This is a genomic window from Bacteroides faecis (assembly GCF_020091505.1).
Taxonomy (GTDB): Bacteria; Bacteroidota; Bacteroidia; order Bacteroidales; family Bacteroidaceae; genus Bacteroides; species Bacteroides faecis.
On the sequence record NZ_CP081916.1, the window covers coordinates 751,254 to 763,767 of the forward strand.

A 12,514-nucleotide genomic window follows, 5' to 3' on the forward strand; every position below is an offset into this window, starting at 1 on the left:
ATACATTTCTTAAAATCTACATAGCAATTAGATTGATTACAAAGCTGTTTCTTTTAAATTATATTTAAAATCATCTGCCTGCAAACAATCATGTATTATATCCATTATTTGCTTTCTTTCTTTTTGATTGAAAACAAATAAGATGTTATGTCCTATATCTTTTTTCCAAGAGTCAATACAATATAATACTATACTCATATACATTCTAAAATCATCAAAAGATAACTTTGAAAGATTTTCATGGATAATAACAATATTAAGAGTATCAATCCAATAAAAATCTAGATATAATTCACAAAGTGCATCCCAGTTCTTCCCAAAATAATCAGGGAAACAAAGACTTGCTGAAAGATTTGCATACAAATCTTCTCTATTAGAAACTTCTGGAATATACCCTATGTAAGAATCTAATAATCTATATTCACTAGGGTTTTGAACAAAAAGCATATTTTTCATATTTTATCTTTTTATGATTGACTTTCCCAAACGTACAAAGTTAGGAAAGTCAACCTTTTTCCTATCTTTTAGTTGGTTTAAAACTTTATTCTAATAAAAATTAAATAATGATCATAGGTAAACCACCACGATGAATTATCCCCGACAACTATTCGCATAACTCCAAGACGTCCTAACAACCCCGGAATAGAATGAACGATATTTGCCCCAAGAACCGTCACCACGGATAATGCTACGTCTTACAAGCAATCTCAATCATTGAACGCATAAAAGCAACAGATTGTCCTCTAATTTATTTCTCTTTATCTAAATCTTTCAGAATATCCTCAATATCAAGCAATACCTTTATTAAGCTTTCCATATTAATGGTATTAAAAAAAGTCAAACAACTTTGTGGTATATAAGTATCACTAATACTACCCTTTACAACAACTTCACGATTATTATTCATTAGAAATTCAATAGACCAAAATTCTCCTAATGGTCCTAAATAAAATTTCTTAGATTGTTTATTCAACATTAAATCTAAGTTATCCCTAAATTGAATAAATTCTCTAATATTCATATTCGCTACAGTTGATACATTAAAAATAGGAGTTATAAGCTCTAGGACAAAATGAATATATTCAGAATCAACTATATATCCAAAATCATATAAATGAATGGAAAATGAGCCATCGATACTCTTCACTAAAATATTATTCATAGCTTTCTATTTATTATTCATTCCCACTATAATACCTTCTATATTATCTTTTAATTCCGGTAGAAAAGTCTGATCGAAATAATCGATTATCTCTATAAAACTTTTTGTCGATTCTTCCATTATAAAAAAGTATTGTTTAATACGCCCATATTCCTCCCGTTTGAGTTCTATTCTTAACAATCCATCAGAAGAAGCAAAAGTTACTTTATTAACCCTTTCTTCATATAATAATTGAATATGCTTTTCAAAAGCAAGTAAATCCTTGCAACAAGTTTTACAAACAGTGGAAACTATGAAAATAGACTTTTCAGCTTTCACTTTAAAATATAAAGTATTCTCTTTATTATCATTTAAAAGAAAACCAGACCAACACATAATTGGAATTCTTTTTGAATTGTAAAAAAGTATTTCTATCATAATTACATTATCTATTTAAGGCATCTAATATATTACAAATATAATTCATTCAGCCTTTTATTTAAATAAGTCCACTAGTAAAATACATATTTAAATGCGCTAATATGTTCTATTTTAACAATATCTTACCAGTGGACTCGTTTTATACTAATAAGGCATCGTAGGAAATTTGAAATTTTTCATAAAACCTCCCCATTCATAAAATGCCCTATGATATATTATGCCTGTTTCAGTATTTATACCTAAAGTATATATTCCATTAACCCCATTAACCGTTCCTGGAGCAACCATCATCGTGCTATTGCCAGAATTACCATACAACCATCCCCCTTTCACTATTTGTTCATCAAAAGAACGTGGAAAAGCGTGGTACAAATCATTTTGTGACGCTAATCTCACGTCATAGCCTTCTATTTGTAATGGTCTATTCATTAACCCTTTTCCCTCCATCATAGGATTAACATGGCTATTTTCATATGTTGTAACAGAATAATCCCTAATTTCACTTTGTGGCAACTTTGGCTTTGGAGAAATTGGATTTGGATTACTACCTACAGGACGATGATGTACTGTCTCATTTATCGGTGTATTCTTCAGCGAAAATGCATTTCTTCCAGTTACAATATCTCTTCCACTCCATACATTTTCTCCTTTCAAGTAAGAAGTAAATCCTCCACCTATTCCGCCTAAAACAGCTCCTGTAGCAGCTCCCGTGTACGCTCCGGTTAGACCATTACTCCAAGCATCATACAAACTTCCTCCGGCCATAAGAGTATTACCTCCACCAAGTATAAACCCAGAAGTTGCTCCTCCTACAAACCCTGCTATTGCTCCACCGGCAGCTCCACCTAAACCACCAGTCACAGCAAGTGCCGCTCCACCTGTTAGTGCTCCAATAGCACCCGCCGTCGCACCAACTCCAAAATAACCTACACCTTGCCAAAAGTTATCGATATTCTTCCAATTAGTCGCTACATTGATAGCACCGCCAATAAATGCAGCCGCTGCAATCCACCAAAACTCACCATTCTCATCCACATAGCACAACGGGCTATTCATACAATAACTAAATCTATTGAATGCTTGTGTAAAGCCAAGAACCTGTACATACGGGTCAGGGCTCAAAAAGCGGCCCAGTACCGGATCATACAACCGGGCATTCATGTTAATTAGACCAAACATCGCCAAATGCTCATGCCCTGTAAAGCCTCTGCCAAGCATTAGTTTAGGGGCTGTGTCAGTAGCGTAAACAACTTGCGTAACAGGATTCCGCCTACATCCCCAAGCATCAAAGCTATTTTCTTCTACGATTTTACCTTTTGTATCTACAATTTGGAGTACACTGCCTAAATAATCACGATGTATATAATAGACACTACTTTGGCCATTTTGCTTCACTAATACCGCAGGTGCATCATAGTAATTACCACCCAAATAAAGACGTTCCGTCGGCTCAGTACTATCCACTACATCCAATTCATAATTACCATTCAAATAATAACGCGTCAAAGTTACATTGGCGCCATCGCTAACTTGCATTCTTACACGATCATGATTAGCGTTGTAAGATAACATAGCATGTATAGTCCCTTTTGTTATAACAGAAGGGCGTTCAGCGGCAGTATAAGTAATATTCAGTCCCTCCAAATCTTGTCGCACAATGACCGGGTTCAAACCTGTCACTGAATAAGGTCGATTAGGATTTGTATAAGCTAATGTCCCAGCATCGCTCTTAGAAAGGATATTACCATTATTATCGTAAGTTGCCGAGGCATTTCCATAAGTAGACAAACGATTCAAAGCATCGTAAGTGAAAACTTCTGTTAAATTGTGAACTTTATCCGTATGCTTCTCCAGATTATTATTACTCACATTGAATAAATAACTATGATTGAACACCTCGCTGTTATCCGCACGAGTAATTTTTCGGCTTACCGGTAGTCCATAATTATTAAATTCATAGTTACGTTGCATATTCCCTACACTAAGCCTTGTTAGTTGTCCCATTGCATTCTCTTCATTATGACAGTAAATCAGCGTTCCATCAGATAAACGAACTTCAGACAGATAACCATTACGATAAGTCATCAACTCTGTGCTCAATATCCCCTCCCCAGAGGTGTAAGTAATGGATAAAAGAAGCCCGTCAACAGTATAAGTATATGTTTTCTGTAACCATTTACCCTCTGGGGCCTCTTCACGATATGTTTTCAGTCGTGCATATTCGTCATACATATAGCGAGTAGCTGTTCCATTATCCGATACAGCCGAAAGCAATAGATTTTCCGTATCATCATACGTGTAGACAGTAACCATATCTGGAGTTACCTGTCGGGTCACACGTCCATAACGATCATATTCATTCAGTATCTCACGACCGTCAGCATCTATTTCCTTACTAATATTTCCGGAAATGTCGTATTCTGTTCGTCTAATCCCTGCACTCGGATCTTTAATTGCCGTTCTCCGTCCATAGCGGTCGTAATAAAAACGAGTCTGCACTCCTCCAAGAGCTACAGCTACTATCGGCTGACCATCCGGACGATAATAATATTCCATACTTCCACCCGCATCAGTTGCCTTTATCATTCTTCCAAGCTCGTCGAATTGGCGAACGTGAATAATTCCATTTTCGATAATGGTATCTGTTAGTACACCATATGCACAAGAATCCACCTTTCCAGAAGCATAACTAATAGAAGTCTGACGAAAAAAGTTATCATAAGAATAGGTATTCCAATGATTGGGTACATCATCTGTCGTTGGTTGCGATTCACGTTCCAGCAATCCAGTTTTCACATTATACACTTTGTCCGTCTTTAACTCCTTCCCGTCAAAACGAATTTGCGAATTGCGTACTACTCTCCCCATCAAGTCATAATAGGTTTTAACGATTGGTTGCCCGGTCACACTAACAGTTACACAAAATAACCCCGGCTCTTCTTCGTCACTCCACCTTGTTACAATTTGCTTCTTACTACCATCAGGACGATAAGTAACCAACAAGTTTCCCCATTCATCATATTCATTTTGAGTAACGCGTCCTTTATGGTCAGTAGAACTCTTTAATAGTCCAGTTACTTCATCATACTGATAATCAACATATAATCCAATGTCACTAGCGTCTCGCAACAACTGCCCCATACTATTATAAGTATATGTATTTGATAACCAATCAGTAGATTCATACGGACGTCGTTCATGCTTAATGAGACGCTTCTTAACATCATAAGCAAAACGCTCTTCAGAAACAGGCATACCATTAAAAAATGTAGTTTTATTAATAGGCATATTATTCTCATCATATTCTATCGTCATCTCCCTACTACAAATCGAATCATTACAAATCGTCATTGTCGCATCAGTTGTTAGTAATCCCAACAAGTATTTATTGCTACTATCAATATTCTGATATTCCAAGTTATGGTACTCGGTAAAGGAAGAACCTTTAGATGTTATAGAATTGAGTACTTGGCCATAAGCATCGTATGTATATTCAACTTTGGTTTCCGTTTGGTTCAATACATTCAAATCGTTTTCTTTTTGTAGCTTTAACACAAATGTTTTATCAGTGTTAACATCTAATACATAGCTACGTACAATGGTATCCGTAGGAGTCTCTGTCTTAACTTCAGCCCCCATAAATGTTGGATCAAAAGTTGATCGAGTTTTGAGTTTATTATTATCAAAGTCTGTCGTTTCTATTTGTTGAAATCCTCTAAAACCTAGTCCTGTACGATGAAATACGGCATTAGTATACTTGTAATGAATCCACGAAGTCCAGTCACCCATTTTATCACCCATCATCTTCTTCGCCCAAGCAGCCACATAACAATGAGGAGTCATTACCACATATGGATAATCGAAAGCAGCCAAATTATAATTAACTTCATAACGTGTGCTATTTGTTGCCTGAATATCAAAATAATAATGTTCGGTCCTCATTCCATAGCTATCTATCAAAGCATGTAACATCCGCTCCTTAATCTCTTTACGAGTATAATTATAAGAATAAATATTCTGGTCATCTACACAGATTAACTCTCCAGGCCAATAGTAAGATTGAGACACATTAGCAATAGTCAATTGTGCATTCGGATTGCCTAAAGTTAGTGTAGCCCTCTCTTCAGGATAGGTATTTATTTCCCCCTTTTTGTTAAGATAAAGTTCTATTTTCCCTTGTGCTTTTCTAAGCAAATCAGGCAGACCATCACTATCAACATCGGTCAGTATAAAATTCTTGCCTTTCGCATCGGAAAAGCTACGAACAATATTTGTTGAATAAGTAACAAATCCAGCAGTATTACTATTCTCCGAATTACCAGTAGAAAGCAAAATATCCCAACTACGACCTCCATCTGTTATAATAGCCTGATCAGTACCTTCCGAATAAGGAGGGGCTAATACCAAATCCATATTTCCATCACCATTGATATCAGCAATCATCAATTCACGATCTGAGTTAGCAAACTTTTTTAAATTGAGAGTTGCCGTATAGCCTATTTTTTTAAATCCATCTCCAGTGAATTCATAGATATAAGTACCAGTATGATTAATCAGGCAAACATCCGTCTTTCCATCGCCATTATAATCAATCGTCAACAAACGATCAGGAACAATATCATCCGGATTCTGTTGAAAAAAAGCATAGTCAAACACATTTTTATCAAGCATTTTTTCTCCTGTCTGCAAATTTATAAGCCATGCATGAGAGGAATTGTTTTTATCACGTTCATTATGATTTCTGCAAGTGGCGATTGCCAATAACTCCATCTTTCCGTCCCCATTAAAATCTCCAAACAAAAATTCTCGTTGACGAGGACTAACGAAAGCACCATCGTGAACCCTAGTAAAAATTTCATATTTATACTCTTTATAAGAATTAAGATTATCAATGTTATTATATATTGCTAATTTCAAACTTTCACTAGAATTATCTATATCATAATTGACTTTTACTAATGCATCTACTCCCGTTCCACTTACATCTACAGCAGCCAGTTGTTGAAACCCATATCCAGCAGTTAGAGTTGCAGGAGGTGTATCAATATTGAAACCAGACAAATCTTGATAGATAGCCAGTTTCTGATTTGAAGCATAAGTTGAACCAAACTGATAGCTAAGAACACCACCCAAATTTCTTGTCATTATCACAGAGTAAGTACTCTTCTGTGGATAAGAAATTAATCCGTCACTAATTGATTTTGGTTTAAACCGACCTCTTGACAGCGCCAAAGCATCATAATTGCCTATAACATTATTCATGAAGTAGTTTTCCAAGTGAATATTTCGCGATTGAAAATATTCAATAATCCCATCTTCTCCATATTCAAAACGTAAAGGATTCAACGAACGTGTTTCTGTCTCGCAATCCAAACGAACCAGCAAGTCTACCTCTTTTTTCTCATATGTTAGTCGATACCGCCTCCAAAGTACTCCACGATGATAAGACTCTACTCTATCAAGAAGTTTGCTATTCTCCATAGATTTTCCATCTATATAGCGCACTAAGCCACCCGTAGCATCTCGGTACCTGAATACAATAGAATCAGTATAATTATTTTCATTCTCACCATATAGTATTTTTTGAATATATGCTAAATTATTAATCTGATTATACTCATAGTGAATATTACTTCCTTTTGTATCTCTACAGTTTGTCATCACATAACTAAAAGGAGCAGAAGAGGAAGTTTCAAAAGTCGCAATATTGCCATTAGGATAGCGAGCCTCTAATACACCATCAGACAGCTTCTTTACTTTAACAAATCCTTGTTCTGTCTGCCAAGTATCCGTTCCTTGTTTTATTAACCGTATACCATCTAACATTAACTTATCCTCTGATAAAGAAAGAGGTGTAGTTTTTCCATCATAATAAATACTCCCACCTACATGGACAACAGAAGACATTCCAGCCATACTCCATCCATACCCTAAAACGCTTTCTGTTTGTTGACTATTATAACTAAACGATAGTTGCGGCTGAAAGCCGTTTGAGGCGGAATGAATATTCATAGGTACCTGATAGGTAACAGCCCCCGTTGGACTTAAAGTGTACTGTACTGGAATTTCACCTACATCACAACTAACATCAACATCTTTCAATGCTACTGCCCCTTGTGCCCTTGTAGAAAGGACCACTAATAAAGTGATTCCTAAAATAATTAGTCTTTGTGTTATATTTCTCATAACTATTACTGTTTCTTAATGGTTTTAATTCGATTACCTGATAAATCATATTTATATTGTACCGGAGAAAGATTAACAGATTCCGGTAATAAAGGCGCTTCTGGTGGTACTGCGTTCGAGAAATTGGCTATAAGTGTTGTTCGGATATTACCATCTGCCACACCCATGTTTCCACCTTTCCATCCACCTGCTATAATATAATAAATTCCAGCAGGAAGCCTTGGAGCATAAATATAGCCCTGCATTCCACTAAAATTCTCTGACAACTCTTGATCATCGGGGAGATAGAAATCTCCCTTCTCAAAAGATGCTAACGTGAATACCGGATAGGAAAAAGCCATAGGTTCCGGTGGTATTGATGGGTTAATAGGAGTTACCAAAAACAAATTGGTACATCTTAAACCTGATCCCCAGTTATGAATGATAAAATCGCCTTCGCGAGTGGTTTCAAAACGATAATAAACTACTTTTCCTTCTGTCCATCGATATGATCCATCAGGAAATTCTTGATAATAAGGCGTATAAGCGCCTGTCGTAGCAGCTGTATTTTTTGTATCGGAGAATGAGAACCGATTATTTTGAATTATTATTGGAATTGCATTATAATAGGAACTGCCATCTTTCCCTTGAGCATACACGCAAATATAACCTATACACATAAATAATATGAATAGAATTTTTTGTTTCATGTTGTCTACTTTTTTAATTGTTTTATATGAAAGGCAAAGAAGCTGGCATTCGCTTCTTTACCTTTGTGAATAGAATGAATCGTATCGGTTCTTTCTCTTACAAGTTCATCGCATTAGCCCCCAATACGCCTGCCACAGCCGACGCTATCGCGATAACCACCTTCAGGATCATATCCCATACAGATTTCTTCATTGCCATCATTTACCTCCTTTCTCGTTCTTTAAATAGTTTAGCTTACTCTGTGTTTCTACCGTACCTTCTGCCGCAAACTCTTTGAATTCCAATTCAGCATCAAAGCACGGGCACACTTTTATCCACTCTTCCGGCTCTATCTCCCCGTTACCGTTCCTATCCGGCGAGAGATCCCGATGCCCACATACCCGGCAGTCCGGAAACTTCCCAAGCAGCTGATGTACAAGTAACCGAAGCGCAGCACACTGCTCCGGAGTCCGGGTATCTGCCGGGCGTCCCCGGCAGTCCAGACCACCTTCATAGCAGATTCCGATACTGTTTGCATTGAAGCCTTTCACGTGTGCACCGATACGTTCGACAGGACGGGTGAGATGCACTGTTCCGTCTTTGCGGATGTAATAGTGATAGCCTGTTCCGTTGAAACCGCGGCGGCGGTGCATCAGGTCAAGAGCCTCCGGAGAGAGCATACGATTCCCCTGCGTGGCGGAACAATGCACCACGATCAAATTGATAGTTCTCATGTTAATTGATAGTTTCCGTTTAGTTATTTATCTAGTTAAAAGTCTATTTTTTAGTCAATTAGTTCTAGCTTATCGTTTCATCGTTTTCTGTTTGGTTTAGTTGCTAGTCTTTTAGTTCGTTCGATAAAGTAATGGAATAATTATACTGTCGGGTCCGGTGCTTCTCCATCATCTCCATCATCGCCTCCACCACCAGGCTTGTCATTCGGATTATCAACCGATCCTCCGTCACCAGGTGTGGCGACCAACTTGTCATAGCGGGCACACCTGGCACCTGTTACCATGGAACGGGTAGCTGTGGTGCGATCCAAATTCTTTGTCGTAGTAGGCTGGAAGCGGACGGTAAGCGTAGCTTGTGCAGCACTCACTTCATCAGCAGTTTCAACACCCCGGCCACGGGCAGTCATCACCATACGGAATGTTCCCAAACCATCCACACTGACACTTTCGGAAGACTGAAGATGTTGGGCCATCACCGTCACCAAATTGTCAAGCGTATTTTTCACATCACCCGGAGAAAGGGAAGAATAAGCAGCAATCTCTTTGGAAAGCTGTGCGGAATTAATATTTCCTGTACGAACCACATGGGGATAATACAACTTCTTCCCACTTTTCTTATCTTCCAGATTAGACTGGAAAGGTTTATATAATACTGGCATAATTGTAATAGTTTTTAGTTATTAATCTTTTTATTAGTTTTTGTCGTTAAGCTTATTGACACTGCAAATATAAAAGCTTATTCCCGGCTATACAAGCGATTTCAAAAATGTGCGTTCATAAATTCGTTAATATACAAAACAAAGAATAACACATTGATATACAACACATTACATCATCAACCTATTTATTCAGCACACTCAACAAATAATGTCCCGGCAGTTTAATCTTTCCTCCGCTTCCACGAATGACGCTAAAACCTTTCCAAATATCACTACCAATTTCACCGTAATTACTTTTCCTCACAATAGCATATTGTTCCGCAGGAGGAACATGAAAAAGCCGGAGGTTCTCCAACAAACCTGAAAAGTTACGGGCACATCCGTCCGAAGGAGCCTTCATCCGGTCAATATCTTCCTGTGTCAAACTTTGCTTTTTTCTGGCAGGTCTTTGATCGTATTCCTCTCTCATCCCGCCCCCGGTTTCTTCAGCTCCTTCCTCTCCTTCACTCCCCTCTTCTTCATCCCCTCCTTTTACGAAAGGAGGGTTAGGGAGGATGTTTTCTTTCTTTTCTTTTTCTTTTCTTTTTATGAGAGCTGTTTTTGTTGCAGCATTCCGGGATACCGTTACAATATCCGGAGATACTGTAACATTCTCTCCTGTTTCGGCTACCGTATCCGACACCCCATCTGTTGCTTTCTCTTCCGCCAACAAACAATAATCCGGACAGACATTGTGCTGACTACGGCGTTTGGTGATGAAAAGATACTGTCGCTGAACATCCGCGGAAGTCAGAATGCTATAACGCTCATAAAGTGCCGAGTCAAAAAGCCCGTATTCGAGAAATAAGTGGATAACACGATGAACAGTATCATTGTCCGTATTGAAAAGCTGGTCGGAAAGTTCGTCACAAAAATCATTATCGGCGCGGACATAATAACCCTCACCCGAATAAATATAAGACATTATATAAATCAAAACGGTAAAAGCGGAATCCCCCTCACGCTTCATGACACGACGAACAATACGGTCGTGCATGAAATCGGTACTCAACGGAAAATAGTCCAGTCCTTGTTTTATTCTTCCCATAGTTGTATTATTTTTATGAATAGTTTATCAGTTCTTTTTTCATTTTGTTAATCATCCAGTTCAGTTTCCACTTCACAAAGCTTCTGCTTTTTTTGTTTGATACTTGCCCTTACGGTCTGCAAAGCAGACAAAATAAGTTTCCGACGGAGCTCGGGATCTTTCGTAGAGGTGATAACAGGATAGGGTTCACGATCTTCACGCACCAGCGTGCGTTTTTCAGCCTTCCGGTGCTTCCGACTGGCGGACTTGCGGCACTCCTTGCAATAATTGCCAGGGAGACCGGTTCTCTTATCTACGTAAAATGCGTCTGAAGGAAGCGTCTGTTTGCAACAGCCGCAAGCGTAAAGTGTTTGTTTTTGTAATGTTTCCATTTTGGTTATTCTTTTGATGTAATTGATATGTTTTCAGATGAAAGGCAAGGGAGCCTGCATGCAAGAAGTTCACATCCTGCACAATGACTACCGGCAATCCGGCTGCCAGATGTTAACAATTATCATGTCAGTTATTAATATCCAATATGACAACTATTAACTCCTGACAAGTCAGCTATTAACAGCTGACAGACTCCTTTTTACATGGAGGAGAATGCGATTTTGGAGAGTCTTTCGCATCTTTTTCTCGTTTTCTCATGGTTTATCTAATTTTTATTCCTACTTTTGAAACAAAATACTCATTTTGAATACCACAAAGATAAAGAAAGTCGCATATATAAAACAATTAATTTTAGATATTAACGCTGAATTATTTTGCAAAAGACTGTATATGAGGCAGTAACATAAGAATAAATATTAACAAATAAAATAATAAACAAAAACATGAATGAGAAACAAACGGATACACTGCTAAATGTGCCGGAAATCGTAAAGCGGGCCAAAATAGCATTGAACCTGAAACGGGACAGCGAACTTGCATCATACTTAGGAGTAGCCAGAACTACACTTTCTAATTGGTGTGCACGAAACAGGATAGACTTTCCGTTATTGCTAGGCAAACTGCATCATATAGATTACAATTGGCTGTTGACCGGAAAAGGACATCCGGCGCACGACCCGAAGGATTTTGACAACGGACAAATACGGGGAGAAGTGGAAACGATTCACAATTCAAAAACAGCAGAAGCCATAGACGATCGGAGCGTGACACTCTATGATATCACAGCAGCAGCCAATTTGAGGACGCTGCTTTCTGACAAACGGCAATATGCACTGGGTAAGATACTGATTCCGAGCATACCCGCGTGCGATGGCGCTATCTTTGTCAACGGAGACAGTATGTATCCCATTCTTAAGTCAGGAGACATCATCGGATTCAAGGGGATCAACAACTTCAGCAATGTGATTTACGGAGAAATGTATATTGTAGCGTTTCACCTCGACGGCGACCAGTATCTGACGGTGAAATACGTCAACCGGTCAGAGAAAGAAGGATATGTCAAACTCGTAAGCTACAATCCGCATCATGAGCCCATGGACTTGCCGGTAGACACCATTCAGGATATGGCCATAGTCAAGTTCTCGATAAGGAAAAATATGATGATGTAAAACGGAACAGGATAAACAAGCCTTTTCCACAGATTTCCTGTCACATTTCTTCCTGA

At 38.1% G+C, this 12,514-nt stretch carries 11 protein-coding genes; 1 reads left to right on the forward strand and 10 read right to left on the reverse strand.

Annotated features, from left to right (window positions below; genetic code table 11):
• Positions 1–36 precede the first annotated feature (36 nt).
• The 10 genes from K6V30_RS03510 to K6V30_RS03555 form a co-directional block, all read right to left on the reverse strand.
• Positions 37–456 (reverse strand): barstar family protein, encoded by a 420-nt coding sequence (locus K6V30_RS03510; RefSeq protein ID WP_055270908.1) that lies wholly within the window; start codon positions 454–456, stop codon positions 37–39.
• Between the two features lie 292 nt (positions 457–748).
• Positions 749–1,162: a hypothetical protein gene (locus tag K6V30_RS03515; protein ID WP_055270910.1), complete on the reverse strand. Its 414-nt coding sequence runs from the start codon at positions 1,160–1,162 to the stop codon at positions 749–751.
• 6 nt (positions 1,163–1,168) lie between these two features.
• Entirely contained in the window at positions 1,169–1,579 is a 411-nt protein-coding gene (locus K6V30_RS03520; protein ID WP_138336240.1) for a hypothetical protein, read from the reverse strand.
• A gap of 147 nt (positions 1,580–1,726) precedes the next feature.
• The gene (locus K6V30_RS03525; RefSeq protein WP_081030929.1) at positions 1,727–7,768 is read right to left on the reverse strand and encodes an FG-GAP-like repeat-containing protein; all 6,042 of its coding nucleotides are present in this window, start codon (positions 7,766–7,768) and stop codon (positions 1,727–1,729) included.
• A gap of 5 nt (positions 7,769–7,773) precedes the next feature.
• Entirely contained in the window at positions 7,774–8,457 is a 684-nt protein-coding gene (locus tag K6V30_RS03530; protein ID WP_141758176.1) for a hypothetical protein, read from the reverse strand.
• Between the two features lie 97 nt (positions 8,458–8,554).
• On the reverse strand, positions 8,555–8,650 hold the full coding sequence (locus tag K6V30_RS03535; protein WP_149931992.1) for a smalltalk protein: 96 nt from the start codon (positions 8,648–8,650) through the stop codon (positions 8,555–8,557).
• Positions 8,651–8,655: 5 nt separating this feature from the next.
• A complete protein-coding gene (locus tag K6V30_RS03540; protein WP_055270918.1) occupies positions 8,656–9,171 on the reverse strand; it encodes an N-acetylmuramoyl-L-alanine amidase in 516 nt (171 codons plus the stop codon).
• 140 nt (positions 9,172–9,311) lie between these two features.
• A complete protein-coding gene (locus K6V30_RS03545) occupies positions 9,312–9,830 on the reverse strand; it encodes an HU family DNA-binding protein (RefSeq protein WP_055270920.1) in 519 nt (172 codons plus the stop codon).
• A gap of 181 nt (positions 9,831–10,011) precedes the next feature.
• Complete coding sequence (locus K6V30_RS03550) at positions 10,012–10,917, reverse strand: DUF4373 domain-containing protein (RefSeq protein WP_055270922.1); 906 nt, start codon at positions 10,915–10,917, stop codon at positions 10,012–10,014.
• Positions 10,918–10,964: 47 nt separating this feature from the next.
• Positions 10,965–11,288, reverse strand: a complete 324-nt coding sequence (locus K6V30_RS03555) for a hypothetical protein (RefSeq protein WP_055270924.1) — start codon at positions 11,286–11,288, stop codon at positions 10,965–10,967.
• Positions 11,289–11,732: 444 nt separating this feature from the next.
• On the opposite strand from K6V30_RS03555, the gene K6V30_RS03560 reads away from it, so the two are divergent.
• Positions 11,733–12,458 carry a LexA family transcriptional regulator gene (locus K6V30_RS03560; RefSeq protein ID WP_055270926.1) on the forward strand — a complete coding sequence of 242 codons (726 nt, stop codon included), beginning with the start codon at positions 11,733–11,735 and terminating at the stop codon, positions 12,456–12,458.
• Positions 12,459–12,514 lie beyond the last annotated feature (56 nt).

Coding starts and splice junctions, on each gene's coding strand:
- K6V30_RS03545 (WP_055270920.1), bottom strand. CDS start 9,830: ATGCCAGTATTATATAAACCTTTCCAGTCTAATCTGGAAGATAAGAAA.
- K6V30_RS03520 (WP_138336240.1), bottom strand. CDS start 1,579: ATGATAGAAATACTTTTTTACAATTCAAAAAGAATTCCAATTATGTGT.
- K6V30_RS03525 (WP_081030929.1), bottom strand. CDS start 7,768: ATGAGAAATATAACACAAAGACTAATTATTTTAGGAATCACTTTATTA.
- K6V30_RS03535 (WP_149931992.1), bottom strand. CDS start 8,650: ATGAAGAAATCTGTATGGGATATGATCCTGAAGGTGGTTATCGCGATA.
- K6V30_RS03510 (WP_055270908.1), bottom strand. CDS start 456: ATGAAAAATATGCTTTTTGTTCAAAACCCTAGTGAATATAGATTATTA.
- K6V30_RS03540 (WP_055270918.1), bottom strand. CDS start 9,171: ATGAGAACTATCAATTTGATCGTGGTGCATTGTTCCGCCACGCAGGGG.
- K6V30_RS03515 (WP_055270910.1), bottom strand. CDS start 1,162: ATGAATAATATTTTAGTGAAGAGTATCGATGGCTCATTTTCCATTCAT.
- K6V30_RS03550 (WP_055270922.1), bottom strand. CDS start 10,917: ATGGGAAGAATAAAACAAGGACTGGACTATTTTCCGTTGAGTACCGAT.
- K6V30_RS03555 (WP_055270924.1), bottom strand. CDS start 11,288: ATGGAAACATTACAAAAACAAACACTTTACGCTTGCGGCTGTTGCAAA.
- K6V30_RS03560 (WP_055270926.1), top strand. CDS start 11,733: ATGAATGAGAAACAAACGGATACACTGCTAAATGTGCCGGAAATCGTA.
- K6V30_RS03530 (WP_141758176.1), bottom strand. CDS start 8,457: ATGAAACAAAAAATTCTATTCATATTATTTATGTGTATAGGTTATATT.